Genomic DNA, 26,684 nt, shown 5'->3' with positions numbered 1-26,684 from the left:
ACGTCCCGGAAGAAGCCTAGGCGTCGCCGCCTGCTCCGCCGGTGGTGCCGGCGTTGACATCCAGGAGCCGGTACTTCTCGATCGCCTTTTCCAGTGCGCCTTCTTCAACCTCGCCCTTGGCGGCGAGGAGTTGGAGGGTTTTGGCGACGATGGAGTGGGTGTCGTTTTTGAAGTAGCGGCGTGCGGCTTGGCGGGTGTCGGAGAAGCCGAAGCCGTCTGCTCCGAGGGAGGCGAAGTCGTTGGGGATGAATTGTCGGATTTGGTCGGGGACGGCTTTCATGTAGTCGGAGACTGCGATGACTGGTCCGGTGTGGCCGTGGAGTTGTTCGGTGATGAAGGGTGTGCGGGTGGGTTGGCCGGGGTTGAGGAAGGCGTGTTCTTCGGCGTCGAGTCCGTCGCGTCGGAGTTCGTTCCAGGAGGTCACGGACCAGACGGTCGCGGCGACGCCCCAGTCGTCGTTGAGGATTTTTTGGGCTTCGAGGGCCCAGGGGACGGACACGCCGGAGGCGAGGATGTTCGCGGTGGGGCGGTTTCCGTTTCCGGTGGTGCTCTCGGGGGCGTCGGCGAGTTGGTAGATGCCTTTGAGGAGCCCGTTGGTGTCGAGGTTTTCGGGTTCGGCGGGTTGGGTGATGGGCTCGTTGTAGACGGTGAGGTAGTACATGACGTTTTTATCGTCACTGGCCTCGCCGTACATTTGTTCGAGGCCGTGGCGGATGATGTGGCCGATTTCGTAGCCGTAGGCGGGGTCGTAGGTGCGGACGGCGGGGTTGGTGGAGGCCAGGATGGGGGAGTGCCCGTCGGCGTGTTGGAGTCCTTCGCCGGTGAGGGTGGTTCGTCCTGCGGTCGCGCCGATGATGAAGCCGCGGGTCATTTGGTCCGCGGCGGCCCAGAAGGAATCTCCGGTGCGTTGGAAGCCGAACATGGAGTAGAACACGTAGATCGGGACCAGGGGTTCGCCGTGGGTGGCGTAGGCGGTGCCGGCGGCGGTGAATGCTGCGACGGCGCCGGCTTCGTTGATGCCGGGGTGGATCAGTTGGCCTGCGGGTGATTCTTTGTAGGCCAGGACGAGGTCGCGGTCCACGGAGAGGTAGTTCTGGCCTTTGGGGTTGTAGATTTTCGCGGTCGGGAAGAACGCGTCCATGCCGAAGGTGCGGGATTCGTCCGGGACCACGGGCACGAACCGGGCGCCGAAGTTTTTGTCGCGCATGAGGTCTTTGAGGAGCCGGACGAAGGCCATGGTGGTCGCGGCTTGTTGTTTGCCGGATCCGCGTTTGGCGACGTCGTAGGATTTGGCTTCGGGCAGGGTGACCGGGGTGTGGGTGCGGCGCCGTTCGGGCACGAACCCGCCGAGTTCGGCGCGGCGGTCCATGAGGTATTTGATTTCCGGGGCGTCCATGCCGGGGTGGTAGTACGGGGGCCGGTAAAGGTCGGCGTCGAGCTGGTCATCGCTGATCGGGATGCGCAGGTGGTCACGGAAGGCTTTGAGGTCTTCCATGGTGAGCTTCTTCATTTGGTGGGTCGCGTTGCGGCCCTCGAAGTGCGGGCCCAGGCCGTAGCCCTTGACCGTTTTGGCCAGGATCACGGTGGGTTTGCCCTTGAACTCGGTCGCTGCCTTGTACGCGGCGTAGACCTTGCGGTAGTCGTGACCGCCGCGTTTGAGGCCCCAGATCTGCTCATCGTCCAGGTCCGCGACCATGTCCTTGGTCTGCGGGGACTTACCGAAGAAGTGCTCACGGACGAACCCGCCGGACTCGGCCTTGTAGGTCTGGTAGTCACCATCGGGGGTTTCGTTCATGATTTTCACCAACGCCCCGTCCTTGTCCGCTTCCAGCAGGGAGTCCCATTCCCGGCCCCAGACGACCTTGATCACGTTCCAGCCCGCACCGCGGAAGAACGCTTCGAGTTCCTGCATGATCTTGCCGTTGCCACGCACCGGCCCGTCCAGGCGCTGAAGGTTGCAGTTGATCACGAAGTTCAGGTTGTCCAGGTTCTCGTTCGCTGCCAGCTGCAGCAGACCACGGGACTCGGGCTCGTCCATTTCCCCGTCACCAAGGAACGCCCAGACCTGCTGGTCCGAGGTGTCCTTGATCCCACGGTTCTGCAGGTACCGGTTGGACTGGGCCTGGTAAATCGCGTTCATCGGGCCGATACCCATCGACACGGTCGGGAATTCCCAGAAATCAGGCATCAACCGCGGGTGCGGGTACGAGGACAACGCGTGCCCGGCCTTGGACTTCTCCTGACGGAACCCGTCCAGGTCTTCTTCGCTCAACCGGCCTTCCATGAACGCCCTGGCGTACATCCCCGGAGACGCGTGACCCTGGAAAAACACCTGGTCCCCGCCACTGGGGTGGTCCTTGCCGCGGAAGAAATGGTTGAAGCCCACCTCATACAACGTCGCAGCACCGGCATAAGTGGAAATATGCCCACCCACACCAATATCGGAGCGCTGCGCACGATGGACCATCACCGCAGCGTTCCACCGCATATACGCCCGGTACCGGCGCTCGAACTCCTCGTTCCCCGGGAACGGCGCTTCCTGATCCACCGGGATCGTGTTCACATAATCAGTGGTCGTCACCATCGGCACACCCACCGACCGGGCACCAGCACGCTGCAACAACGAACGCATAATGTACTGAGCCCGCTCGGTACCCTGCTCAGCGATCAACGCATCAAGGGACTCAATCCACTCCGCGGTCTCTTCCGGATCACGATCAGGCAGCTGGGCAGTCAACCCGCTGAGGATGTGTGAGGTCTCTTCTCCTGCAGCCACGTCCAACCTTCCTTTAGGCGCATGCATCGGCGCCTCAGGTCTGGCAGGGTGACTGCCCGTCGTGAACGCGTCGTGTGCGACATCTCGGTTTCAACAGCCCGGTCGGATGCGCCGGGCAGGTCTTGTGAGCGCTTGGCTGCCCAGTAGAATTCTGCGGGGCGATCGCCCTGCAGCCAGAGCGCTCATGGCCACTCTAGCTTTCGCGGCGCTGCTATGCGTAGCCGCAGCCCCCGCAGGGCGTTGTATGTCACATCTGAACGGCTTCCGTGACGTAAAGCACGCATGTGCCACGGGCCCGAAACACCCCAGGTGGTGCGGAATGTGCCCCGGTGCAGGGAGAATGGCTTGAAGCAGGCGCCCAAAGGGTGTTGGCTGTTAGTAATGGAAGTCACTTCAAAAGGAGGAAACGTGAGCGAGGCCGACGCCGCCACATCGGTAAATGTGGCGGAACGAATGGGTTTCAAAGATGGGGATCTGATTCAGGAGCGCGGCTACGACGATGACGTCGACTTCGACTTGCGTGATGATATTGAAGATGTCACCGGCTCGGAATTGCTCGATGAAGACGATCATGACGTCGTTGATGCGGTCATCTTCTGGTGGCGCGACGGCGACGGTGACCTCGTTGACGGGCTCATGGATTCGCTCACTACGCTGAAGGAAGGCGGAGTTGTCTGGGTACTGACGCCCAAGTCAGGAAGGGATAACTACGTGTCTCCGGCCGATATCCAGGACGCAGCCCCTACTTCGGGACTTCACCTGACTACCTCCGCCGGGGTATCCAAAGACTGGAGCGCCACACGGCTGGTGCCCAAGAAGAACAAATGACGGAAGTCCAGCAGGCACCTGCTGCGGTCCAGGGCCCCCGTACAGGTGAGCCTGCACCTGATTTCGAACTTCTGAACCAATACGGTGAGCCTGTCCGGTTGTCGGACTATCGCGGCCGAAACGTCGTCGTTGTCTTTTTCCCTTTTGCCTTCTCAGGCATCTGCACCGGCGAGTTGTGTGAGATCCGCGACAACATTGCGCAGTTCAACGGCGCTGATGCAACAGTGCTGGCAATTTCCGTCGACAGCAAATTCGCTCAACGGGCCTACGCCGAACATGAGGGCTTCGAGTTCGATCTCCTGGCGGACTTCTGGCCGCATGGAGCTGTTGCCCGGGATTACGGAGTCTTCGATGAAGCCAGCGGAATGGCCCTGCGGGGAACCTTCATCATCGATGCGGCGGGCGTTATCCGTTACGTCGTGGTCAATCCGCGGGGCCAGGCGAGGGACTTCAACGAGTACCGGAGGGCCCTATCGGCCTTGGTGGAACAACAGCCATGAGCAACCGGGGGCCAGGCGTGGGGATGACGGGGTTCGCCAGCATGGCACCTGCGGCCGCAGTGCAGCTTGAACCCTCGGAGCTGGAAGCCTTGGATCCTGCGGTGCGCGTCCTGCAGGGCCAGCGCCTGGCTGTCCTCACGGGAGCCGGATTGAGTACCGACTCCGGGATACCGGATTACCGGGGACCGGGTTCTGCGCCACGAAACCCCATGACTTACCAGGAGTTTATTGGGAGCGAGGCGAACAGGAGGCGTTACTGGGCCCGCAACCACATCGGCTGGTCCCACCTCCGGCATGCCGACCCCAATGCCGGCCATGCCGCCGTCGCGCTGATGGAACGGCGAGGCCTCCTGACGGGGCTCATCACCCAGAACGTGGACAGGCTCCACGAGGATGCCGGAAGCGTCAACGTGGTGGATCTGCACGGGCGCTTCGACCAGGTGATCTGTCTTTCCCACGGACACACCTTCAGCAGGCAGCTGATCGCGGCCATCCTGGAAGAGATCAACCCAGGCTTCGTTGAAGCTGCCGTGGAGTCCGGCCTGGTGGAGATGGCGCCGGACGCCGATGCCACGGTGGAAGACCCCGAACTCATCACGTCGTTTGTCATGGCAGTGTGCCCGATCTGCGGCGGAATCCTGAAGCCTGATTTCGTGTACTTCGGGGAGAACGGCCCCAAGGACCGCGTAGCCCGTGCCTACGGCATGGTTGATGACGCGGAAGCTCTGTTGGTTGCAGGCTCGTCGCTGACGGTGCAGAGTGGCCTGAGGTTCGTCCGCCATGCGTCAAAAGCTGGCAAGCCTGTGGTCATCATCAACAGGGGGATCACCCGCGGGGACGAACTTGCTTCAGTGAAACTTGAGCTGGGCGTCAGCGGTGCATTGGACTACCTTGCGCGGGCTTTGCCTGATCTTCCGGCCGTTCCAGACTCGATTGGTGTTTCCGGCAGTTGATCATGTAGAGTCATTGTTCGTTGGTTGAAGCGCTGAGGAAGTCAGAGGCTGCTGAAACCGCAATATGGGTCTTTAGCTCAGCTGGTAGAGCGCCACGTTTACACCGTGGATGTCATCGGTTCGATCCCGGTAGGACCCACCAGGAAGCCCCGTCACTCACGGCCGCAAGGTTCGAGAGGGCGGGGCTTTTTCGTGCTCAATTCACGTTGTTGTTTCACGCCCGGAGCCTTTGTCCCCTCGGCGCCTTTATCCTCCCTGCGCCTTTGTCCCCTCGGTGCCGTCACTTGGAGTCTGGTGATCTGCCGTCAGTGCCTCCTTCCGCCGGTAGCGACCTCTCATTGTCGTAGCCTCCTCCTACGGTTAACTCCATGGAGCACGTTTACATCCGCACAACCGCCCAAGGCGAGCCGGCCGTCGTCGTGAGAGGAGGCCGGGAGTGGAAGATCGCAGTGGAGCCCGTCCGATGGTTCGAAAGGGTTGCCTGGTGGGAGGTATCGAAGCGGATGCCGCGCGGAACCGGCCGCGTGGATGTTGAGGTCCTGCAGGTCCAGGTGCGCTTGGGGAACAACGCCCGTTCCGCTCTCGCCACGTGGCAACTGGTGCGCGATGGATCAGGAGGGGGCTGGTGCCTTCGGGGTGAGGACGCCGCGGCAGCATAGGGAGCCTGTGCCGGCAATCAGCAGCAGACAGGAAATGGATGAGCTCTCCACCGCGACTATTGGGGGATGCCGCGGTGGAGAGCTCGAAAATGAATATACAGCCAACTTTTGGGTTTGGAAAGCCGGACAGGTCAGCGACACCTGGTTGCCACTATGATGGGTATTGTTCAGCAGATTGAACACTGAGTTGCAATGACGAAGGAGAATCATGGCCGATTCCCGCACCACCCGCTCCGAAGGGTTGGGCGCTTCGTCGCCGGCCCCCGCCGTCACGCGCGCCGCCGCCGTCCTGGAAGCCCTTGCTGATTCCCCTTCCGGCCGCTTGACCCTCAGCGATTTGTCCCGTGAGCTGGGCATACCGAAGTCATCAACATCGAACCTGCTGCTGGCGCTCGAGGAAGCGCGCCTCATCACCAGGCAGGGCGCAGATTTTGCGCTCGGGCGGAAGCTGGTGGAACTCGGAGCTGCGTACCTCAGCCGCCTCGACGAAGTGCAGGAGTTCTACAAGTACTGCGAGCAGGCTCCAACGCTCTCCGGCGAAACGGTCCGCATTGCGATGCTCGACGGCGACCACGTCATCTACCTGGCGCGTTACGAAGGGCATCCCGCCGTGCGGTTGACGTCCAATATCGGTGACAAGATGCCGGTCTCGCTGTGCAGTGTGGGCAAGGCGTTGCTGGCACAGCTGCATGACCACGACATCGAGGCCATGTTCCCGGACGGTATGGAATTGCCCACCATGACTGCCAACTCACTCCGGACGGCCGAGGAACTCAAGGCCCAGGTCACCACGATCCGCCAACAAGGCTTTGCTTTCGAGGATGAGGAGTCCACGGTAGGTGTCGTTTGCCTGGCCGTTCCTGTACCCACCCACGGCGCGCATGGGCCCAGCCTTGGTCTCTCCGTGACCGCATTGAAGGCCACATATTCGGAAGAGCAGGGAGCTCTCATGGTGAAAGAGCTCAAGGAGTTGGCGCGTTCGCTGGGCAACCCCATGGGCTGATTTTCATAAATCTGATTTTACCTTGGCATTGCGTTCAGCAAGCTGTACTCTGTTCATCATAGTGATCTTGGCGGTGATGCCATCACTATCTCACTGGGCCAACGGGGGCCCGGGGTGATTTTGAGGGAGTGCTTGTGACAACTCGTACTAAGACAAACTTCGCGGCGGAAGCTGACGAGGCCGTCGTTGAACCGGAGCAGCTCCGGCGGGCGACGCTGGCCAGTTCCGTGGGCTCCGCCCTGGAATACTACGATTTCTACATCTACGGCCTCGCTTCGGCGCTGATCTTCGGGCCACTGTTCTTCTCGCCGCTCGGTCCGGACGGGGCATTGATCGCCTCCTTTGCCACGTATGGTGTCGGATTTGCTGCCCGTCCCTTCGGCGGCTTGATCTTCGGCTACATCGGTGACCGGTTCGGCCGCAAGATGGTCCTGATCCTGACGATTGCCTTGATGGGCACGGCAAGCTTCGCCATTGGCCTCCTGCCGACTTTTGAGCAGGCCGGGATGCTGGGTGCGGTGCTGCTCGTGACCCTGCGTATCATTCAGGGGCTCGGTGCCGGCGCCGAGCAGGCCGGCGCAACCACGCTGATTTCCGAAGTCGCGCCGCGTCGTCGTCGTGGTTTCTTCGCTTCCCTGCCGTTCGTCGGCATTCAGCTCGGTACCCTGCTTGGCGCCGGCACGTTCGCTCTGATCACCATGGCGGACAAGTCGGTCCTGCAGGGCTGGTTGTGGCGGGTACCGTTCCTCGCCAGCTTCATCCTGATCGTGATTGCCATCTTCATCCGGCTCAAGCTCAAGGAAACTCCTGCCTTCCAGGAACTCGAAAAGCACAAGAACGTAGTCAAGAACCCTATTGGCGCTTTGTGGAAGCACTCCAAGAAGAATGTGTTGATCGGCATTGGCCTCCGCATGGGCGAAAACGGGAACTCGTCAATCTACTCTGCCCTGCTTGTCTCGTTCATGAGCATGCCCGCGGGAGTCTTCGCGGGCAACAACTCCATCGGTCCTGTCGGTCTGTTGATCGCCGCTGGATTCGCAGCAGTCATGGTGGTGACCTTCGGTGCGTTGTCCGACAGGTACGGTCGTGTTCCGGTTTACCGCTACGGCGCGTTGTTCCAGGCGATCATTGCCGTACCCGCCTTCTACCTGGTCACACTGGGCAATGTCACCTTGGTATGGGTAGTTATGGCCGTGGGAATCGCCATCGGCGTCCAGTCGATGCTTGGTCCGCAGTGCCCCCTGCTGCCTGAACTGTTCGGATCGCAGTACCGGTTCACCGGTGTGGCCATGAGCCGTGAAATTTCAGCCGTCCTCGCCGGTGGCCTTGCGCCGCTGCTCGGAGCGCTGATGCTGGCCGCCACCAACCACTCCTGGCTGGTACTCGCCATCTACTCCTTGGTCCTCGCGCTCATCTCCTTCGTGACCACCTTCTTCACCCCCGAGACGGCAGGCCGCGACCTCGTCAGCACGGAAGACGCCAAGTAGTCGCCGGAACCGCTGCTACAACACGCCTCAGGACGGCGTCCCTCCACCGGAGGGGCGCCGTCCTGTTTTCTTTGCGGCGTCCAACCCCGGAGTGCTGGAAATTCGCGGACCGCGGTGCAGAATTGGTGCAGCGATAGAGGAGCGTGTCCATGACGGCAACCAAGGGCGTGGCATCGCCGGAAAGCCCCGGCCAAATCCGGGGCTCCAGAGGCACCAGATTTCGGCCCGAGATCCAGGGGCTCCGTTCACTGGCCGTGCTCATGGTGGTGTCGTATCACATCTGGTTTGGCAGGGTTTCGGGAGGCGTGGACGTCTTCCTGCTGATTTCGGCTTTCCTGATGACCCTCCAGTTCGTCAGTCGGTATGAGGAGTCCCGGCCGGTGTCGCTGGTCCGGCACTGGCTGCACCTGTTCTGGCGGCTGCTTCCCGCCGTCGTCGTAGTGCTGACGGGTACATTGGCAGCAACGTTCGTTATCGTCCCCCGGACAAGGTGGACTGAGATCGTCAACCAGGCCTGGGCTTCCCTGTTCTACGTACAGAACTGGCTGCTGCAAAAGCAGGTGGTCAATTACTACGCCGCTGACCACAGCCTGGCGAGCCCCATGCAACACTTCTGGTCGTTGTCCATCCAGGGGCAGGTCTTCATCCTCTGGCCGGCGATCTTCGTCACTACCGCGTTGGTGTGCCGGAGGTTCGGCTTGCGATACCGGTCAATGTTGCTGGGAATCTTCGGGCTGATCTTCGTCGCGTCGCTGAGCTACTCGATCTACTTCACCAACGCCCACCAGGAACTGGCCTACTTCGACACTCTTGCCCGGCTGTGGGAGTTTGCGCTGGGTACCCTGGTTGCGCTGCTGCTTCCCTTCCTGCGCCCAGGGCGTGGCCTGGGTACCGTACTGGGTTGGGTGGGAGTTGCTGCGATGCTCAGTTGCGGTGTGCTCCTCCAGGTCCGCTCGGCGTTCCCGGGCTTCGTGGCGCTGTGGCCCACCCTCGCGGCTGTGGCTGTCATCGTGGCAGGACAGACGGGAAGCCGTTTCGGGGTGGACCGTATTCTTTCCTCCAGGTTGCTGGTGGGGCTCGGGTCTACCTCATATGCCCTGTACCTGTGGCACTGGCCGCTGTTGGTCATCACCCTTGTGTGGATCGGCGAAGACCACGCGGACGCACTGACGGGCGCGGCGATCGTGGGTGTTTCGTTGCTGCTGGCCTACCTCACCACCAGATTCGTGGAGCAGCCGCTGCGGTCATGGCGCTGGCCGGAGGCAAAGCGTCGCCGTCTGGCCGTAGCGGTATTGGTTTGCCTTGCTGTGGGAGCGACGCCGATGACGGTGTTCGGGTTCCAGCAGCAGCAAGAGAAGAACGCCATTGCCGGCCAGGACATGGATGACAACCCGGGTGCAAGGGCGTTGCTGCCAGGCTATGTCAACCGGGTGGGCAAGGACGCCAGGACGCTCCCGACGCCTGAGCAGCTTCCGGCGGACTGGGGCAAGCTTGACGGCCCCTGTACCGGGGAGCTGCGTCCCCAGGACCCGGTCCTGTTCGCGGAGTGCCAGCAGAACGACGTCGGCGCGGATGCCGCCAAGACCATCTTCGTTGTGGGGCAGTCACATTCCCTGCAGTGGCTCGGCGCCATCGGCCCCATGGCGAAAGAGCGCAACTGGCGGGTGCAGGCCATTACGTTTGGAGCCTGTCCATTCATGACTCAGACGGACGAGGTTGGCGACGAATGCAATGCCTTCAACCGGAATGTCCGCGAACACATTCGGCGTTACCGCCCGGATGCTGTTTTCCTTGTCGGGACCGCGGCTGTCCCGGATTCTCCGGATGAGGACCTTACGTGGGGACTTGATGAACTGGTGGGGGAGATCACCGATCAAGGTGTGGAGGTCATCGCCATGCGGGACAACCCACGGTTCTCCTTCAGCCCCAGCGAATGCGCCATGGCTTCGGGCGTCGACGATCCCCGTTGCCGTCCCGCCCTGTCCTCTGTGCTGGCCGCCGACAATCCGCTGGATCAGCTGGAAGGAACCTTCACCGGCCTGTCCATCCTGGATATGACCGACCTGATCTGTGATGGTGCCAGCTGTCCGGGGATCATTGGCAACGTCTACGTGTACCTGGACGACAACCACCTCTCGAGCACATACACCAGGAGCATGGCCGATGCATTGTCCGAGAGGTGGCTCAGCGCCACAGGTTGGTAGTCCGGTTTAGTAGAAGTGGACCGGGTCCACCAGGTGGGGGAGTTCGCCACCGTCCAGGAAAATGCGCAGGTTGTTGCGGAATCGTTCGGCGATGAGCCTGTTTTCCGCCGCGCTCAATGCCGAGGTGTGCGGCGACACCAGGACCTTGGGGTGGTTCCACAAAGGGCTGTCCTGAGGCAAGGGCTCCACTGCAAACACGTCCAGGCATGCGTATCCAACCTGTCCGTTGTCCAGTGCCGCGAGCAAGGCGTCCTCGTCCACTACCGTGCCGCGCCCCACGTTGACGAAAACTGTTCCTGGCCTCATGGCAGAGAAGATGTCCTTGTTGAACAGCTTTTCCGTGTACGGCGTGCCGGGCAGCGTGTTGACCACGGCGTCGGCGTCGGCGAGGAGGCCGGCCAAGCCGTCGTTGTTGGTGACTTCGTCGATTCCCTCAATGGCTTCGACGTTGCGTTTGGTTCCGCTGACCCTCATGCCCAGGGCGCGCGCGATGCGGGCCGTTTCCATGCCGATTTCACCGAGGCCCGCGATGACAACCTTGGAACCGTTGGCCAGCTTGGTGGGCGTCCGCAGTTCCGGCCAGAACCTGGCGGCCTGGTCCTGTGCCATCTCGGCGCTGCGCTTGAAGCCGTTGAGGATACCGAATGCCGAGAATTCCGCCAGCGGCAGGGCGTGGACGCCGGCAGAGGTGGTGACATGGAACTTCCGGAGCGTTTCGGTGTCCAGGCCTGAGGCCTTGACCGCTCCACCGGCGCCGGCTGCCATGGCGTGGATCCACTGCAGGTGCGGGTTGCTTTTTGCGATGCGCGCAAGGCCGGCGGGACTTTCGTTGGGGAAGCCATAGAGGACCTGGGCGCGGTTCAGCATGGCCCAATAGCGTTCTTCCTGTTCCGGCGACCTTTTGAACGCGGGGTCGCCCGCGTGGTCTGCCGGGAACCGTTCCGGAGGAAGCAGCTCCGGTTCGTAGAGAACTGTTACGGAGGGATCTACAGCGCGGATCTGCTCTACGTGCTCAGCTTCGAGCGGTACAGCGATGGCGATGGTAAGTTCATCAGTCGTCATGGTGTTCATCATACTGAATGGCGGCTAGGATATTGAACAGAATTTACGTAAATGACCACGACGAAGTGAGGTGTTACCTGCCATGACCACCAACCGCGTGGGTTTTGTCGGGCTGGGTCTGATGGGCGCGCCGATGGCCTCCAACCTGGCCGGCGCCGGATGGAACGTCACCGCCTGGAACCGCTCCGACGCCGCGTTCGAAGCTCTCCCCGGCATCAACCGGGCCGCCAGCGTGGCCGCGTTGCGTGACGAGGACGCCATCATCTTCATGCTTCCCGACCTTCCGTTCATCGAAGAAGCGGCAGCGGAGCTGCTCGAATCCTGGGGGAGTTCGGCGCCGCGCCCGGGGACCGCCGTCGTCGTCATGAGCAGTGTCTCCCCAACGGGTGTCCAGCGGTTCGGCGAACTGGTGCACCAAGCAAGCGGCGGCAACGCCGCCGTAGTGGACGCGCCGGTGAGCGGCGGAACTGCCGGTGCACAAAGCGGAACCCTTGCCATCATGGTGGGGGCCGATGAAGGAACCTTCGAGCAGCTTGGGCCGCTTTTCCAGGCCATGGGCACCACCGTGCGTCGGATGGGACCCCTGGGGTCGGGGTCGCTCGCCAAGGCATGCAACCAACTGATTGTCGGAACCACGACGGCGGCCCTCGCCGAAGCTGCGGAACTCGCCGAACGCTCCGGGATGGATGTAGGGGCTCTTTTCGAGGTGCTGTCCGGAGGACTGGCGGGAAGCCGGGTGCTGGACAACGTCGGTCCGCGCTTGGCAGCCAAGGACTACACACCAACTGGACCGGCAAAATTCATGCACAAAGACCTCGGGTTCGTGATCGCCAGCGCTGCGGCAGCCGGCTCCGCCACGCCGATCGCTTCGGCGGCACATGACCTGTACGCCGAACTTAAACGCCAAGGGCTCGGCGACCAGGACCTCGCCGTCGTCCGGCAGGCCATCGCAAACCTGGGCCGGACGCCTGTCCCCATCACGTCCAACAGCAACTGAACCGTCGCAACTGAAGAAGGAATGACGAACAAACCATGAGTGCACTTTTCGATCTGACCGGGCGGGTTGCCTTGGTCACTGGTTCAAGCCGGGGGATAGGCAACGCCCTTGCCCGCGGCCTCGCCGATGCCGGCGCCACGGTTGTGCTGAACGGCATCAACACTGAACGGCTTGAGGCATCACACCGGGCGATGGCCGCAGAGTATCCGGATGGGAGAGTCCACAGCCGGGCTTTCGACGTGACGGACGCCGACTCTGCCGCTGAAGGGGTCGCCTGGGTGGAGCAAAACGTTGGGCCTCTGGACATCCTGGTGAACAACGCCGGCATCCAGCACCGGGTGCCCATGCTGGACCTTGATGTCAAGGACTGGGACCGGGTCATCACCACGGACCTCACCAGCGCTTTCCTTGTGGGCCGGGAAGCCGCCCGGCACATGATCCCCAGGGGCCACGGCAAGATCATCAACATCTGTTCTGTCCAGACGGACCTGGCCCGTCCCACCATCGCGCCGTATGTTGCCGCGAAAGGCGGCTTGCGCAACCTCACCCGGGCCATGACCGCCGAGTGGGCCGCATCCGGCTTGCAGATCAACGGAATCGCCCCAGGCTACATCCACACCGAAATGACGCAGAACCTGGTCGATGACGCCGACTTCAACTCCTGGATCCTGGGCCGCACCCCGGCCAACAGGTGGGGAACCACTGCGGACCTTGCCGGCCCCACGGTATGGCTCGCATCGCAGGCATCGAACTTCGTGAACGGCCAGACGATTTTCGTCGACGGCGGAATGACGGTGGTGGTCTGATGAGCATCATCCTCCCTGCATCCGGTCCGGCAGTTGTAGCCCATGGCAAAGGCGATCTTCGCATCGAGGACATCCCCCTGCCAGCACCGCAACCCAACGAGTCCATCGTGGAGATTGCCTACGGCGGGATCTGTGGTTCGGACCTCCATTACTGGCTGCACGGCGCCGCGGGCGAGTCCATTCTCAAAGAACCGATGGTCCTCGGCCACGAGATCGTTGGTGTTGTCCTCCAGCAGGCAGCCGATGGTACGGGTCCTGCAGCGGGCACGCCTGTGGCTGTCCACCCTGCCACCCCGGCACCTGGCGACGTCCGGTACCCCGAGGACCGGCCAAATCTCTCGCCGGGGTGCACCTACCTTGGAAGCGCGGCACGCTATCCGCACACCGACGGCGCCTTCAGCCGCTACGCCAATCTGCCCGCCAGGAAGCTCCGTCCATTGCCGGAAAATCTGGACCTTCGCACGGCGGCGCTTGTGGAACCGGCCAGCGTCGCTTGGCACGCGGTCTCCCGCGCCGGCGACGTTCGGGGAAAAACGGCACTCGTGATCGGCAGCGGTCCGATCGGAGCCCTGGCGGTGGCCGTGCTGAAGCGCGCCGGCGCTGCCCGGATTGTCGCCGTCGACATGCATGACAAGCCGTTGGAGATCGCCCGGTCTGTCGGTGCCGACGCCGTCCTCAAGGGTGATGACGCGGACGCCATCGCGGCGGTGGACGCCGACGTCGTCATTGAATCCTCAGGGAGCCACTACGGATTGGCCTCGGCCATCAAGGGTGCCACCCGTGGCGGCAAGGTGGTGATGGTGGGTCTTTTGCCGTCGGGACCCCAACCGGTATTCATTTCCCTCGCCATAACCCGCGAGCTGGAGCTCCTGGGCTCATTCCGCTTCAACGACGAGATCGACGACGTCATCGCGGCCCTGGCTGACGGATCCCTGTTTGCCGACCCCGTTGTGACGCACGAATTCGATCTCGCCCACGGCCTGGAGGCTTTCGAAGTGGCGAAGAATTCGGCCGAGTCCGGCAAGGTTTTGCTGAACTTCCGGAACGGCTAATTCCTGGCCACAGGGACGAAGACGCGGGGCTGGTCGTCCCAGCTGGGTGCCAGCTCCGCGATCGTCTGGCGCATGATCCTGGCAGCGGCGTCGCGGGCTACCGCACCGTCGCCGGCGTCGATGGCGTGGGCCACGTCCATGTGCCATTGGAGGGCTTCCTTCTGGGGATGCTCGGGCATGAGGCCGTGGACGGTCCGGCCCGTGAGGGTTTCGGTGACCTGGCCAATGAGGTTGGCGAACATCTCGTTGCCCGATCCGGACAACACCAGGGCGTGGAAGCGGATGTCGAGGTCAAGGAATCTTGCCATGTCCCCGGCGTCTCCCGCTTCCTTCATGGCGAGGGAAATGCCCACCAGTTCCTGCCGCAGGCTCTCGGGTGCGTTGCCGGCGGCGAGTTCGGCGGCTACGGGTTCGACGGCGGAGCGCAGCTCGGCCAACGACCGCAACTGCGCGCCGCGGCCTTCGCCCGCGAGGCGCCACCGGATGACCAGGGGATCGAAGGGATTCCAGCGATGGGCAGGAAGTACACGGATGCCCACCCGCTTGATCGTTTCCACAAGCCCGAGTGATTGGAGGACACGCACGGCTTCACGCACCACGGAACGGGAGACGTTAAGTTCGTCTTCCAAATGCTCAGCCAACATCACGTGTCCCGTGGGAAGGGCGCCACCCACAATCCGGGTCCCCAAATGCTCAACGGCGCGGTGGTGAAGGCTGGTTGACATAGAGGTAAGCATAGTGGCGCGGGGCGACCGGGGATGCCGGTATCCGTGCCGGGAACGCATTCCGTGCCGCCTCAGCAGCCGCCGGGCATCATAGACTGTTTATGACGCGGCAGCTTCCACAACGTGGGCGCCGCTTTCCCGCCCAAGGTTTATATACGTATGGTTTATTACAGCCCCTGGTTTTGAAATCGCTTCCCGCGTGCCCCCATGGCTACGTCGGGACTGTTTGCACACGAACGAATTGGAGTTTTGATGTCAGCACACATCGGTGTCACCGGCCTTGCGGTGATGGGCGCCAACCTGGCCCGCAACCTCGCACGCAACGGCTTCACCGTGGCTCTCCACAACCGCTCCGTGGAAAAGACTGACGCCCTGCTGGAAAAGCACGGCACGGAAGGCGACTTCATCCGCACGGAAACGCTGCAGGAACTCGTCGACTCCCTCGAAAAGCCCCGCCGCGTCCTCATCATGGTCAAGGCAGGCGCGCCCGTCGACAACGTCATCGAGCAGCTGGAACCGCTGCTCGAGGCCGGCGACATCATCATCGACGCAGGCAACTCGCACTACGAGGACACCCGCCGCCGCGAAGCAGCGCTGGCCAAGAAGGACCTTCACTTCGTCGGTGTCGGTGTTTCCGGTGGTGAAGAAGGCGCGCTGAATGGCCCCTCCATCATGCCCGGCGGCTCCCGTGAGTCCTACGACGCGCTCGGCCCGCTCCTGGAAAAGATTTCCGCCAAGGTCGACGGCGAACCCTGCTGTGCTTGGATCGGCACCGATGGCGCCGGCCACTTCGTCAAGATGGTCCACAACGGCATCGAATACGCCGACATGCAGGTCATCGGCGAAGCATTCGACCTTCTCCGCTCCGGTGCAGGTATTGAGCCCGCCGAACAGTCCAAGATCTTCGCTGAGTGGAACAAGGGCGATCTGTCCTCGTTCCTGATCGAAATCTCCGCTGAGGTTCTCGGCCACGTCGATGCCAAGACCGGCAAGCCGTTCGTTGATGTCGTCGTTGACGCTGCAGGCCAGAAGGGCACCGGCCGCTGGACGGTCATCTCCGCCCTTGAACTCGGCTCACCGGTCTCCGGCATTGCAGAGTCCGTGTTTGCCCGCGCGCTGTCCTCCCAGACCGAGCAGCGCAAGCTCGGCCAGGAGCTGCTCGCCGGTGAAGAGGCTTCCGTGGAAATCCCGGAGACGTTCGTCGAGGACGTCCGCCAGGCACTCTACGCCTCCAAGCTCGTGTCCTACGCACAGGGCCTGGACATGCTGACCTCCGCAGCCAAGGAATACGGCTGGGACCTCAAGCTGGACGAGATCGCTTCCCTGTGGCGTGCAGGCTGCATCATCCGTGCAGAGCTGCTCAAGGACATCACTAAGGCCTACGCTGCCGATGAGAAGCCCGCGAACCTGCTGTTTGCACCGGCCTTCACGAAGGCCATCGCAGAGGCACTTCCGGCCTGGCGCCGCGTTGTGGCCACGGCCGTGCAGCTGGGCATTCCGGTACCGGTGTTCTCCTCCTCCCTGGCTTACTACGACGGCCTCCGCCGCAAGCGGGTCGCCGCCGCCCTGATCCAGGGACAGCGCGACCTCTTCGGTGCACACACCTACGGCCGAGTAGACACCGAGGGCACGTTCCACACCCTGTGGGGCGAAGACAAGTCCGAGATCTCGGCTGTCGACACCCACTAATAGCCACGTGGGTCACTAACACCACCGCGCAAAGGCCGGTTCCTTCCTATTACGCTGGAAGGAGCCGGCCTTTGCCGTAACGGAGCTCCCGTTCAGGTGCTGGGCCACCAGCAAAGGACAGACAATGCCAGCCAGCATCGCACTTGTTACAGGCGCCTCCACGGGTATCGGATTCGCGACGGCCCTTGCCCTGGCAGGGGCGGGCTTCACTGTCTACGCAGGTGCGCGTCGCGTCGACATGATGGAGCCCCTGAAGGACCACGGGATAACCGTACTGTCGCTCGACGTGACCTCCGAGGAATCGATGATGTCAGCGGTCGCGCAAGTGGAAGCCGCCCACGGACGCGTGGACGTGCTGGTCAACAACGCAGGCTATGGTTCCTACGGCTCCCTTGAAGAGGTCCCCCTGGCCGAGGGGAGGCGGCAATTCGACGTCAATGTCCTGGGCCTTGCAAGGATGACCCAGCTGGTTCTTCCGCAGATGCGGGCGGCAGGGAAAGGCAGGATCATCAATGTCACATCCATCGGGGGAAAGATCTACGAGCCCCTGGGCGCTTGGTACCACGGCACCAAGTTTGCCGTGGAGGGGATGAGCGACTCGCTGCGCCTGGAACTGAAGCCGCACGGCATCGACGTCGTCATCATCGAACCGTCAGGGACCGACACCGAATGGGGCACCATCGCCGGCGAGGGGCTGCTGGCCACGTCAGGCGATGGCCCGTACGCCGATCAAGCGCATATTGTTGCCGCAGCGCTGGCATCCACCTCGGGTGACGGCCACGTGCTTTCCACTCCGGCAACGGTGGTGGCAAAAGCCATCGTCCGGGCAGCAAAGGCAAAACGCCCCAGGACCCGCTACCCGGTAGGGCGGGGGGCCTGGAGCGTTCTGGCAATGCGAAGGATTCTTCCGGACAGGGCGTTCGACGCCGTGTTCCTGAACTTCTGCAAAGGACTGGCCGGCTAGATGCGGTATTCGATGTAGTACTCGGCCGGATCTACTGCAGGCTTCGTCTCGGACCTGGCGTCCCGGTGCCGCCAGGTCGCCGGAATTCCAGTGATGATCGACTCCGGTGGAGCGTCCTTCACTACTACGGCATTCGCACCAACAGCACTGTCTGCTCCGATGGTGATGGGGCCCAATACTTTCGCGCCGGCACCAATGGTCACCCTGTCACCGATGGTGGGGTGGCGCTTGACCTTGGCCAGGGAGCGGCCGCCGAGCGTGACACCGTGGTAGATCATCACGTCATCGCCGATTTCCGATGTCTCACCGATGACGACGCCCATGCCGTGGTCGATAAAGAACCTGCGGCCAATCGTGGCCCCGGGGTGGATCTCGATGCCCGTCAGGAACCTCGCGAGCTGCGAAATCAGGCGCGCCGGAAAACGGAGCGCCGGGTTTTGCCAGAGCTTGTGGGTCAGGCGGTGCGCCCAGATGGCATGCAATCCGGAGTATGCGAAAAAGTTCTCAAAAGAACCTCGCGCCGCCGGGTCGTGGGACCGGGCGGCGTCGAGGTCTTCCTTAAGTCTTGCGAAGAAGCTCACAAAGACCTTTCTACAGGAAATGAAGGTGTGCAGGCGTTGTGTTAGCCGCGGATGTCATCGAACAGCACGGTGGAGATGTAACGCTCCCCGAAGTCACAGACGACGGCCACGATCAGCTTGCCGGCATTCTCCGGACGCTTTGCGAGTTCGAGCGCGGCCCACACGATGGCACCGGAGGAGATGCCGCCGAGGATGCCTTCGCGGGCACCGAGGTCCCGGGCAACCCGCACGGAGTCCTCAAGGGTGGCGTCAAGGACTTCGTCGTAGACGTTGGTGTCCAGGATTTCGGGCACGAAGTTGGCGCCGATGCCCTGGATCTTGTGGGGACCGGGAGCGCCACCGTTGAGGATGGCCGAATCCTTGGGTTCGACGGCAACAATCTGGACTCCGGGCTTGCGTTCCTTGAGGACCTGGCCCACGCCGGTGATGGTGCCACCGGTTCCTACGCCTGCTACGAAGATGTCAACTTCGCCGTCGGTGTCGTTCCAGACTTCCTCGGCCGTGGTGGCGCGGTGGATCGCCGGGTTGGCCTCGTTGGCGAACTGCTGGGCCCAGATGGAGTTCTCCGTGTTGGCGACGATCTCCTGGGCCTTCTCGACGGCCCCACGCATGCCTTCGGAACCCGGGGTCAGGACGATTTCGGCACCGTAAGCGCGCAGCATGACACGGCGTTCGGTGGACATGGTTTCGGGCATGGTCAGGATGACCTTGTAGCCGCGTGCCGCGCCCACGAGTGCGAGGGCAATGCCCGTGTTGCCTGAGGTACCCTCGACGATCGTTCCGCCCGGCTTCAAGGCACCGGACTTTTCGGCGGCGTCAATGATGGCTACACCAATGCGGTCCTTGACGCTGTTGGCGGGGTTGTAGAACTCAAGCTTGACGGCAACCTGGGCGTCAAGGCCCTCGGTGAGCCGGTTCAATCGAACCAGCGGGGTGCGGCCGACCAGCTGAGTAACGTCGTCGTAGATCCTTGCCATGAAAATTTACGCCTATCTCTGAAGAGGGATTGCTGAGGTCAGCCTAACCAGCCGGATCGAAACCCTGCTAAGCAGTAAGCCATGCAGAGTAATATTTCCTGGCCTTTGCCAGCTTGGGGTTAATGATCACCTGGCAGTATCCCTGGTACGGAAACTTTGCATAGTAATTCTGGTGGACTTCCTCGGCCTCGTAGAAGTCCGGGAGCGGCACCACTTCAGTCACAATCGGGTCGGACCACAAGGCCTGGGCGCGTTCGATGGCTTCCTCGAACAAGACCTTCTCCTCGGTGGTGGTGTAGAACATCGAGGACCGGTACTGGGTCCCGACGTCGTAGCCCTGCCGGTTCAGGGTGGTGGGGTCGTGCAGGGCGAAGAACATGTCCAGGATGACTTCTTCCGGAACAACAGTTTCATCGAATGTCACCGCAACCACCTCCGCGTGACCGGTGGTCCCGGAGCACACTTCGTAGTAATCGGGATTGCGGACGTGGCCGCCGGTGTAGCCGGAGACAACCGAGCTGACCCCGCGGGTTTTCTGGTAAACGGCATCCAGGCACCAGAAGCAGCCGCCGCCAAGTACAAAAGTTTTCATGTTCTCTTCAATGGTTGGGATGGCCTGATGATTCCCGCTTCACCTTACGGGAGAATTACGGCACCGGGCAGCTGCACAAGTGACCGGGACTGCCTGAACCGGCCCGGTAGTGAAGAATAGGGATATGGAAGCAGTGAACACTGGCATTTCTGATGCGGATTCCGTCGAAGATGACGAAACAGAACACGAAGAAACAGTTGGGGCCAGCGGCGAACCTACCCTCGGCCAGGTGTTGTTGGCTGTTGAAGAACTCTGGCCCGAGTCCCTCGCCGAGGATTGGGACGAAGTCGGCCTGGTTGTCGGGCGCCCCACGGTCCCGGTGACCAAAGTCCTCTTTGCCGTGGATCCCACCCTGGCCGTTATCGATGAAGCCATCGAATGGGGTGCCGGGCTCCTTATTACCCACCACCCCCTGTTGCTCAAAGGGGTGAACTCCGTTGCCGCAACGTCGGCCAAGGGCCTCGCTGTCCACCGATTGATTGAAGCGGGCACTGGCCTGCTTACCGTGCACACGAATGGTGACTCAGCCGTTGGCGGAGTGTCGGACGTCCTGGCAGATGCCTTCGGGCTGGAGAACGTGGCGCCCCTGACCCAGGCATCCAACGGATTGCCGGAAGAAGGAATCGGCAGGGTGGGCGATCTTCCGGAGCTTGAAACCCTGGGCGACTTTGCGGCCCGTGTCTTTGAAATGCTGCCCGCCGTGGCGGGCGGGGTCCGGGTTGCCGGCGACAAAGACGGCCTGGTGCGGCGTGTTGCCGTCTGCGGCGGCGCCGGGGACAGTTTGTTCGACGCCGTCCGGGCCAACCATGCCGATGTGTACGTCACAGCGGACATGCGGCATCATCCGGCCTCCGAAGCGCGTGAGGGGGCCACCAACGGGCGGCCGTACCTGATTGACGTATCGCACTTTGCGAGCGAATGGCTGTGGCTTCCAGCCGCCGCAGAAGCGTTGGGCAACGTGCTCGCTGACCAGGGCTACGACGTCGATATCCGCGTCAGCAGTACCAACAGTGACCCTTGGGACTTCATACTGACTCCCGGCGGCGACTAGAGTCTAGGAAAGGGCCGGACCTGATCTCCAGGACCGGCGGCGACAAGCGGAGGTAAGCGTGGCGAAAGCAGCACCGGCAGAACAATTGAAATTGCTTGAACTGCAGGGGCTGGATGCCAAGCTCAAGTCGTTGGCCGGCCGCCGGAAGGTGCTGGAAAACGATCCCCGCATCACTGACCTGACGGACGCCCTCAGTGTGGCCAACGGTGAACTCGGGGCGGCCAAAATCGCTGTCCATGACGCCGAAGCCGAACTGCGCCGCGCGGAAGCCGACGTCGAACAGGTTGCGTCCCGCATCGAGCGCGATGAAACCCGGCTGAACAGCGGAACCGGGTTGTCCAAGGACCTGGTGGCGCTGCAGAACGACATCGCCTCGCTGAACAAGCGCCGTTCGGACCTCGAAGACGTTGAGCTTGAGATCCTGGAGCGCTTGGACACCCTGCGTGAACGCCAGGCTGCCCAGCAAGCCATTGTTGACGACATCCAGGGTTCGTTCGGCAGCATCCGCTCTGAACTGGACGAAGCAATCGCGGAGATCGCGGCCGAGGAGACAGTGGTTCGCGGGCAACGGGCTGTATTCGCCGAGGCGCTGGACCCGGGGATGCTCGCGGTGTACGAGAAGACCATCGCCAAGCGCGGAGTCGGTGCTGCCCGGCTGTTCCACGGAAAGTCCGAAGGCTCAGGGATGATGCTCAGCCCAGGTGACCTTGCCGAGGTCAAAGCCGCAGCGGAGGACGACATCGTTTTCTGCCCGGACTCCGGCGTCATCCTGGTCCGTTCAGCGGAGTGGAACTGACCTGACCCGGGCACGGCCTTAGCTGGACAGAATGATGTTCAGGGCGTGTGGCTTCCGGGCAGTGCCCTCAACCAGTTCGGCGGTCCGGATTTCGCTGGCGGCCTTCAGGAGCTGATCCGGAGTTTCCGGAGCCTTGCCGCGCCTGGTCAGCAGATGCCGTGCCAACTCACCCCTGGTGTGCTTGGCGAAGTGGCTCACCACGGTGCGCTTGCCGTTCGCCTCGTTGAACACATTGACGTTCACCGTCTGTGCGGCCGGGGGAGCCCACGCTGCGGCGTAGGTGCTGGAGCGGCAGTCCACCAGCAGTTCGCCGTCGACCCGCTGGGCGAGGGCGGCGTTCAGCTGCGGCTTCCAATAGGAGGCGAGGCGTCCGACGTCGGGCAGTGCGGTTCCCATCGACAGACGGTAGGCGGGCACGTGGTCACCAAAGCCAATAGCTCCCCACAAAGCGGAAACAACCAGGATGGACTCCGTCGCCTTGCGGCGCTGGGCCGGCGTCATGCTCTTGAAGCCGAGGGCGTCGTACAAGACCCCTGAGTAGACCTGGTGCGCGGGAGCCGCCGGTTCGGCGTGCAGCCGGGTATTACGTTCGACGTCGTCCCGCAGCGAGGCGCCGACGCCCAGTAACGCCAGGGCGTCCTCGTGCGCGCTCACTGTCCCCAGAGCTTCAAGGACCTTGGCCCGGTACGGGTTCAGTTCCGGGAAGCTCAGCGACTCCCATTCGATGGCAGGTCCTTTGAGGGCGGGGGTTTTGCCTTCTGAGGGCGGCAGGAGAATCAGCACCAGTCGATATTACCGGTGACTTGGGCCGTCCTGGACGCCGGTAGACTGTACGGCGGATGGGTTGACCAGGCGGCCGCGCGTCACGAAAGTGGCTCGAGGAACGTCCGGGCTCCACAGAGCAGGGTGGTGGGTAACGCCCACTCGGGGTAACCCGCAGGCCAGTGCCACAGAGAACAGACCGCCTGCGTCCCGGTATTGCACCGGGGCAGCAGGTAAGGGTGAAACGGTGGTGTAAGAGACCACCAGCTCCCTGGGTGACCGGGGAGGCTAGGTAAACCCCACCCGGAGCAAGGCCAGACAGGACACGTTCGAGGGCTGCTCGCCCGAGTGTCCGGGTAGGCTGCTGGAGGGCGTCGGCAACGGCGTTCGTAGATGGATGGCCGCCTCTCTCTTTCCGGTAACGGAAGGGGATGACAGAACCCGGCGTATCGGTCAACCCATCCATTTATGACTCCCTGAATGACGGGCGTGTGAGTGATTTCACGCCTCCGGGACGACCATGCCCCGGCCTTCCCGCCTAGAATGGTTACTGAACGTAGATGTTCTGCCGCCGGGACTGCGTTCGCAGCCGGCGGATTTTCTTTGCTCTCGTTCAAGGCGCTGTGGGTGGACCGAAGCCCGCCGGCGCATGTGCCGCAGGACTACTCCGGGCGGCCGCCGCCATCCGCATACGAGGACGTATGTGGTTGACCCAAGGAAGGTAGTTCTGTGAGCCAGACGTCAGATTCTTGTCTTGATAAGTGGATGGGCCGGGAGGCTCTCGCCGAGGCCATGATTCCGGTGATCGGCCGGTTGTACCGGGAAAACAACGTGGTCACCAGCATCCACGGCCGGAGCTTGATCAACAAGTCCACCATGAACATCCTCAAGGCCCACCGCTTTGCACGCCGGATGAGCAACCACGAGCTCCTGCTCGAGGAGACGGCACCCCTGCTGAACGCCCTTTCCGAGCTGGAGCTCGGCGCAGCAGCCATTGATATTGCACGTTTGACGGAAAAGTACCGGGCAGAAGGCAATGGCGCCTCCCTGGATGAGTACTTGCGCTCCGAGCTCGCCGAGATCGTTGGCAAGCGCGGCGCTGACGACCGCACCAGCACCGACGTCGTTCTTTACGGTTTCGGGCGTATCGGCCGTCTGCTGGCCCGCATCCTGATCGAAAAGGCCGGTGGCGGCCACGGCCTGCGCTTGCGCGCCATCGTGGTCCGCAAGGGCGCCGACAACGACCTCGTGAAGCGCGCGAGCCTGCTGCGTCGCGACTCCGTTCACGGTTCCTTCGAAGGCACCATCCGCGTGGATGAGGAAGCCAACACCATCACCGCCAACGGCGTCCAGGTCCAGGTCATCTACTCGGACAACCCCGCAACTGTTGATTACACCGAGTACGGAATCAAGGACGCCCTGGTGGTCGACAACACCGGACGCTGGCGCGACGCCGATGGCCTCTCCCAGCACCTGCAGAGCAAGGGCGTTGCCCGCGTCCTGCTGACGGCGCCGGGCAAAGGTGACCTCAAGAACATTGTTCACGGCATCAACCACCGCGACATCAGTGACGACGACAAGATCGTCACCGCCGCATCCTGCACCACGAACGCCATCACTCCGGTGCTGAAGGCCATCAACGACAAGTTCGGCATCATTCACGGCCACGTCGAGACGGTTCACTCGTTCACCAACGACCAGAACCTGATCGACAACTTCCACAAGGGTGACCGCCGCGGACGCTCCGCTGCGCTGAACATGGTGATCACGGAGACCGGTGCCGCCAAGGCAGTGGCCAAGGCCCTTCCCGAACTGCAGGGAAAGCTGACAGGCAACGCCATCCGTGTACCCACCCCGGACGTCTCCATGGCCATCCTGAACCTCAACCTGGAGAAGGGCACCACGCGCGACGAGGTCAACGACTTCCTGCGTGAAATGTCGCTGCATTCCGATCTCCGCAAGCAGATCGATTACATCGATTCTCCCGATGTAGTCTCGACGGACTTCGTCGGCTCCCGTCGGGCCGGCATCGTCGATGGCCTCGCCACGATCTCCAACGACAAGAACCTCGTGCTGTACGTCTGGTACGACAACGAGTTCGGCTACTCCTGCCAGGTTGTCCGTGTGATGGAAGAAATGGCCGGCGTGAACCCGCCGTCGTTCCCGGCCCGGGATGTCATCGCTCCCATTGCCGTACTCGAAACGGCCGGCGCCTAGGTCCGCAGCAGTTAACACGGGTTTCCCGGCCGGGTCACTGGAAACGGCCGGGAAACCTGACCAGAATGGGTCTCATGGAAAACGAATCAACGATGGAACATGAGACCACGCTGGAGCACGCCCTGGACGTCGCCAAGGCCAACCATAAGCAAGCCCAGAAGCTTCTGGACCAAGCTGTTGCGGCCAATGCTGCCGGGGACGTCACCGACGAGCGCGTGGAACAACTGCGGGGCCTGCTGGCTCTTGCCGCCGAGGACCTCCAACGCGTGACGCGCGAGCAATAACCTGCTCTTTCACCCTCTGTGTAGTGTGACTTCTCCTACACATTGTGGATACCGACTCTGACTGTCGGGGCCGTGTCCTACGCTCGTAAGACACTGCCTGCCCCGTTGGATGGAGTCCCTTGAGCATCACCTGGTCCGCCTATAAACGCGCCCGCCGCCGTTCCCGTCAAGCGTGGGCGGTTCTGGCACTGGCTGCCGCTACCATTGTCGCCGGGCTGTCCTGGTTCTTCACCGTGGGCCAGTTTGAAGCAGCTCAACCTCCGCAGTCCGGCCCCAGCGAAGCCCCGGTTTACAACCCCGAATGGATGAAGCCTGTGCGCGGCGCGGCGGCGGTCATGCCCGAAAAGGCCTCCGAGGCCCTGGACCAGTTGCCGGTCAAAGGGCGGGCGCCGAAAACGGACTATGACAGGGCCGCCTTTGGACAAGCGTGGGCCGATGCGGACCGGAACGGTTGCGACACCCGCAACGACATCCTCCGGCGCGACCTGAGTGCAGTCAAGTTCATGGACGGCTCCTCCTGCAAGGTGGCCTCCGGAACGTTGAACGAACCCTACACGGGAAGGCAAATATCCTTCACTAGGGGCCAGGACACCAGCTCCGCCGTGCAAATCGACCATGTGGTGGCGCTGGCCGACGCGTGGCAAAAAGGCGCCCAGCAGCTGACCATCCAGCAGAGGCAGACCCTCGCCAACGACCCGCTGAATTTGATTGCTGCGGATGGTCCGGCAAACGTCAAGAAAGGGGCCGGCGACGCCGCGACGTGGCTGCCGGCCAACAAGAACTTCCGCTGCCACTACGTTGCCCGGCAGATCTCGGTGAAGACGGCCTACCGGTTGTGGGTCACCCAAGCGGAGAAAGACGCCATGAAGAGCGTTCTATCTTCCTGCCCGGATCAGCAGACGATCTACAACGCCAGGTGACCATGCCCGAGTTGCCAAGTGCCGCCGTCGTCGATTCTCTCCAGAACTACGCGCTGAAGTGACGTTTCCCGCGGGAGCTTCTCCAGGTCGTGCATGCCGCGCTGCCGGAAGGTGAAGTACACGGCATCCGTGGCTGCGTCCGTGCAGCGGTCCACGGTAAAGCGGCGGGCAAATGAGGCGATATTGCTCTCTGGCAGCCGCTTTGCCAGATAGGGATCGAGCATCCACGAGTCACAGGTGGCCACTGCCACCGGCTTGTCAGGAAAGTGGCGTGCGAAGAAATCCCGGGCCACTGCGAAACTCTCGTCCACCAAAGCGGGGGAGAGCCCGCCGTCTTCGGGGATATGCACACCCAGCACCCAGCCCGAGGCGTAACCCTCATCAGGCACCAGATGGAACTGCAGCCTGCCGAGCCTGAAAAGATTGCCGGCCATGTGCAGCGTCAGCCAGGACCAGGTGTCGAGCCCGAAACGCCCATGGACCCGGCGGTTGATCCGCATTTGCAGTCCGACGTCTGCCAGGGACGCAGCGGAGACCTCCACGCCGATTCCCAGGCCGGCATGATAGTCGTGGACCGACGGGGCGAAGCGAAGCAGTGCTTCTATCCAGGTCGCTTCCGATACACCCTCTGCCGTGATGCTGTGCAGCGGAAAAGCTCCCAGCCTGCCCTGCAAGGCGTCCAACGCGCGGACGACGTCCGCGGCCGGGGGAGTGGCCAACAGACGGGCGCACTCCGGAGCGTCCTCGGCGCTGATGTCCAGGAGCTTGAACAGCTCGGCGTGCGTGCTGGTGTCCATGC

At 62.6% G+C, this 26,684-nt stretch carries 25 protein-coding genes, 1 tRNA gene and 1 other RNA gene; 19 read left to right on the top strand and 8 right to left on the bottom strand.

Features of this window, described 5'->3' with window-relative positions:
- Positions 1–16: 16 nt before the first annotated feature.
- Entirely contained in the window at positions 17–2,803 is a 2,787-nt protein-coding gene (gene aceE / locus ACNAOU_RS12490; protein WP_422757052.1) for a pyruvate dehydrogenase (acetyl-transferring), homodimeric type, read from the bottom strand.
- 381 nt (positions 2,804–3,184) lie between these two features.
- Between aceE and ACNAOU_RS12485 the strand changes: the two genes are divergently transcribed.
- The 8 genes from ACNAOU_RS12485 to ACNAOU_RS12450 all read left to right on the top strand — a co-directional run bounded on the left by ACNAOU_RS12485 (position 3,185) and on the right by ACNAOU_RS12450 (position 10,410).
- Positions 3,185–3,604: a DUF3052 domain-containing protein gene (locus ACNAOU_RS12485; protein WP_018777877.1), complete on the top strand. Its 420-nt coding sequence runs from the start codon at positions 3,185–3,187 to the stop codon at positions 3,602–3,604.
- Entirely contained in the window at positions 3,601–4,104 is a 504-nt protein-coding gene (locus ACNAOU_RS12480; protein WP_422757051.1) for a peroxiredoxin, read from the top strand. Before ACNAOU_RS12485 ends, ACNAOU_RS12480 begins: the two co-directional genes overlap by 4 nt.
- A complete protein-coding gene (locus ACNAOU_RS12475) occupies positions 4,101–5,057 on the top strand; it encodes an NAD-dependent protein deacetylase (RefSeq protein ID WP_422757050.1) in 957 nt (318 codons plus the stop codon). The genes ACNAOU_RS12480 and ACNAOU_RS12475 overlap by 4 nt, the downstream gene beginning before the upstream one ends.
- Before the next feature lie 66 nt (positions 5,058–5,123).
- A tRNA-Val gene (locus tag ACNAOU_RS12470) sits at positions 5,124–5,199 on the top strand.
- Positions 5,200–5,425: 226 nt separating this feature from the next.
- On the top strand, positions 5,426–5,716 hold the full coding sequence (locus tag ACNAOU_RS12465; RefSeq protein WP_018777874.1) for a hypothetical protein: 291 nt from the start codon (positions 5,426–5,428) through the stop codon (positions 5,714–5,716).
- Positions 5,717–5,924: 208 nt separating this feature from the next.
- On the top strand, positions 5,925–6,719 hold the full coding sequence (locus ACNAOU_RS12460; RefSeq protein WP_275779764.1) for an IclR family transcriptional regulator: 795 nt from the start codon (positions 5,925–5,927) through the stop codon (positions 6,717–6,719).
- A 134-nt stretch (positions 6,720–6,853) separates the two neighbouring features.
- On the top strand, positions 6,854–8,206 hold the full coding sequence (locus tag ACNAOU_RS12455; protein ID WP_110506028.1) for an MFS transporter: 1,353 nt from the start codon (positions 6,854–6,856) through the stop codon (positions 8,204–8,206).
- A 149-nt stretch (positions 8,207–8,355) separates the two neighbouring features.
- Positions 8,356–10,410, top strand: a complete 2,055-nt coding sequence (locus ACNAOU_RS12450; protein ID WP_422757049.1) for an acyltransferase family protein — start codon at positions 8,356–8,358, stop codon at positions 10,408–10,410.
- A gap of 6 nt (positions 10,411–10,416) precedes the next feature.
- Here the strand turns inward: ACNAOU_RS12450 and ACNAOU_RS12445 are convergent, their stop codons facing one another.
- A complete protein-coding gene (locus ACNAOU_RS12445) occupies positions 10,417–11,484 on the bottom strand; it encodes a D-2-hydroxyacid dehydrogenase (RefSeq protein ID WP_026267184.1) in 1,068 nt (355 codons plus the stop codon).
- Positions 11,485–11,554: 70 nt separating this feature from the next.
- On the opposite strand from ACNAOU_RS12445, the gene ACNAOU_RS12440 reads away from it, so the two are divergent.
- Genes ACNAOU_RS12440 through ACNAOU_RS12430 form a run of 3 tightly spaced genes read left to right on the top strand, consistent with a single transcriptional unit; the run spans position 11,555 to position 14,327 of the window.
- A complete protein-coding gene (locus ACNAOU_RS12440; protein WP_422757048.1) occupies positions 11,555–12,469 on the top strand; it encodes an NAD(P)-dependent oxidoreductase in 915 nt (304 codons plus the stop codon).
- Positions 12,470–12,504: 35 nt separating this feature from the next.
- The gene (locus tag ACNAOU_RS12435; RefSeq protein WP_193590635.1) at positions 12,505–13,275 is read left to right on the top strand and encodes an SDR family oxidoreductase; all 771 of its coding nucleotides are present in this window, start codon (positions 12,505–12,507) and stop codon (positions 13,273–13,275) included.
- On the top strand, positions 13,275–14,327 hold the full coding sequence (locus tag ACNAOU_RS12430) for an L-idonate 5-dehydrogenase (protein WP_422757045.1): 1,053 nt from the start codon (positions 13,275–13,277) through the stop codon (positions 14,325–14,327). Before ACNAOU_RS12435 ends, ACNAOU_RS12430 begins: the two co-directional genes overlap by 1 nt.
- Here the strand turns inward: ACNAOU_RS12430 and ACNAOU_RS12425 are convergent.
- Positions 14,324–15,052 (bottom strand): FadR/GntR family transcriptional regulator, encoded by a 729-nt coding sequence (locus ACNAOU_RS12425; RefSeq protein WP_026267183.1) that lies wholly within the window; start codon positions 15,050–15,052, stop codon positions 14,324–14,326. The genes ACNAOU_RS12430 and ACNAOU_RS12425 overlap by 4 nt on opposite strands.
- 252 nt (positions 15,053–15,304) lie before the next feature.
- On the opposite strand from ACNAOU_RS12425, the gene gndA reads away from it, so the two are divergent.
- Both gndA and ACNAOU_RS12415 read left to right on the top strand, forming a co-directional pair.
- Positions 15,305–16,741 (top strand): NADP-dependent phosphogluconate dehydrogenase, encoded by a 1,437-nt coding sequence (gndA, locus tag ACNAOU_RS12420; RefSeq protein ID WP_018777865.1) that lies wholly within the window; start codon positions 15,305–15,307, stop codon positions 16,739–16,741.
- 124 nt (positions 16,742–16,865) lie between these two features.
- Positions 16,866–17,705, top strand: coding sequence for an oxidoreductase (locus ACNAOU_RS12415; RefSeq protein WP_422757044.1), 840 nt, complete (start codon positions 16,866–16,868; stop codon positions 17,703–17,705).
- Here the strand turns inward: ACNAOU_RS12415 and epsC are convergent.
- The 3 genes from epsC to msrA all read right to left on the bottom strand — a co-directional run bounded on the left by epsC (position 17,702) and on the right by msrA (position 19,855).
- Complete coding sequence (epsC, locus tag ACNAOU_RS12410; protein WP_018777863.1) at positions 17,702–18,286, bottom strand: serine O-acetyltransferase EpsC; 585 nt, start codon at positions 18,284–18,286, stop codon at positions 17,702–17,704. The genes ACNAOU_RS12415 and epsC overlap by 4 nt on opposite strands.
- Before the next feature lie 41 nt (positions 18,287–18,327).
- Positions 18,328–19,263, bottom strand: a complete 936-nt coding sequence (gene cysK / locus ACNAOU_RS12405; protein ID WP_018777862.1) for a cysteine synthase A — start codon at positions 19,261–19,263, stop codon at positions 18,328–18,330.
- A 67-nt stretch (positions 19,264–19,330) separates the two neighbouring features.
- Complete coding sequence (gene msrA / locus ACNAOU_RS12400; protein ID WP_018777861.1) at positions 19,331–19,855, bottom strand: peptide-methionine (S)-S-oxide reductase MsrA; 525 nt, start codon at positions 19,853–19,855, stop codon at positions 19,331–19,333.
- 124 nt (positions 19,856–19,979) lie between these two features.
- On the opposite strand from msrA, the gene ACNAOU_RS12395 reads away from it, so the two are divergent.
- Positions 19,980–20,906, top strand: a complete 927-nt coding sequence (locus ACNAOU_RS12395; protein ID WP_064722268.1) for a Nif3-like dinuclear metal center hexameric protein — start codon at positions 19,980–19,982, stop codon at positions 20,904–20,906.
- A gap of 58 nt (positions 20,907–20,964) precedes the next feature.
- Positions 20,965–21,702 (top strand): zinc ribbon domain-containing protein, encoded by a 738-nt coding sequence (locus tag ACNAOU_RS12390; RefSeq protein WP_018777859.1) that lies wholly within the window; start codon positions 20,965–20,967, stop codon positions 21,700–21,702.
- Positions 21,703–21,720: 18 nt separating this feature from the next.
- On the opposite strand, the gene ACNAOU_RS12385 is transcribed toward ACNAOU_RS12390, so the two are convergent.
- Positions 21,721–22,485 carry a YaaA family protein gene (locus tag ACNAOU_RS12385; protein WP_018777858.1) on the bottom strand — a complete coding sequence of 255 codons (765 nt, stop codon included), beginning with the start codon at positions 22,483–22,485 and terminating at the stop codon, positions 21,721–21,723.
- A 57-nt stretch (positions 22,486–22,542) separates the two neighbouring features.
- Between ACNAOU_RS12385 and rnpB the strand changes: the two genes are divergently transcribed.
- The 4 genes from rnpB to ACNAOU_RS12365 all read left to right on the top strand — a co-directional run bounded on the left by rnpB (position 22,543) and on the right by ACNAOU_RS12365 (position 25,885).
- Positions 22,543–22,929, top strand: an RNA gene (rnpB, locus tag ACNAOU_RS12380) — RNase P RNA component class A.
- A 300-nt stretch (positions 22,930–23,229) separates the two neighbouring features.
- Positions 23,230–24,681, top strand: coding sequence for a glyceraldehyde-3-phosphate dehydrogenase (locus tag ACNAOU_RS12375; protein WP_018777857.1), 1,452 nt, complete (start codon positions 23,230–23,232; stop codon positions 24,679–24,681).
- 74 nt (positions 24,682–24,755) lie between these two features.
- Positions 24,756–24,965, top strand: coding sequence for a hypothetical protein (locus ACNAOU_RS12370; RefSeq protein ID WP_026267182.1), 210 nt, complete (start codon positions 24,756–24,758; stop codon positions 24,963–24,965).
- A 119-nt stretch (positions 24,966–25,084) separates the two neighbouring features.
- A complete protein-coding gene (locus tag ACNAOU_RS12365) occupies positions 25,085–25,885 on the top strand; it encodes an HNH endonuclease family protein (RefSeq protein WP_189075466.1) in 801 nt (266 codons plus the stop codon).
- Here the strand turns inward: ACNAOU_RS12365 and ACNAOU_RS12360 are convergent.
- Positions 25,870–26,682, bottom strand: coding sequence for an acyltransferase domain-containing protein (locus tag ACNAOU_RS12360; protein WP_422757043.1), 813 nt, complete (start codon positions 26,680–26,682; stop codon positions 25,870–25,872). The two genes, ACNAOU_RS12365 and ACNAOU_RS12360, sit on opposite strands and share 16 nt — an antisense overlap.
- Positions 26,683–26,684: the final 2 nt, after the last annotated feature.

Source organism: Paenarthrobacter sp. C1 (assembly GCF_049315185.1).
In the GTDB taxonomy this organism is placed as follows: Bacteria; Actinomycetota; Actinomycetes; order Actinomycetales; family Micrococcaceae; genus Arthrobacter; species Arthrobacter nicotinovorans.
This window is presented reverse-complemented; position numbering and strand designations above follow the sequence as displayed.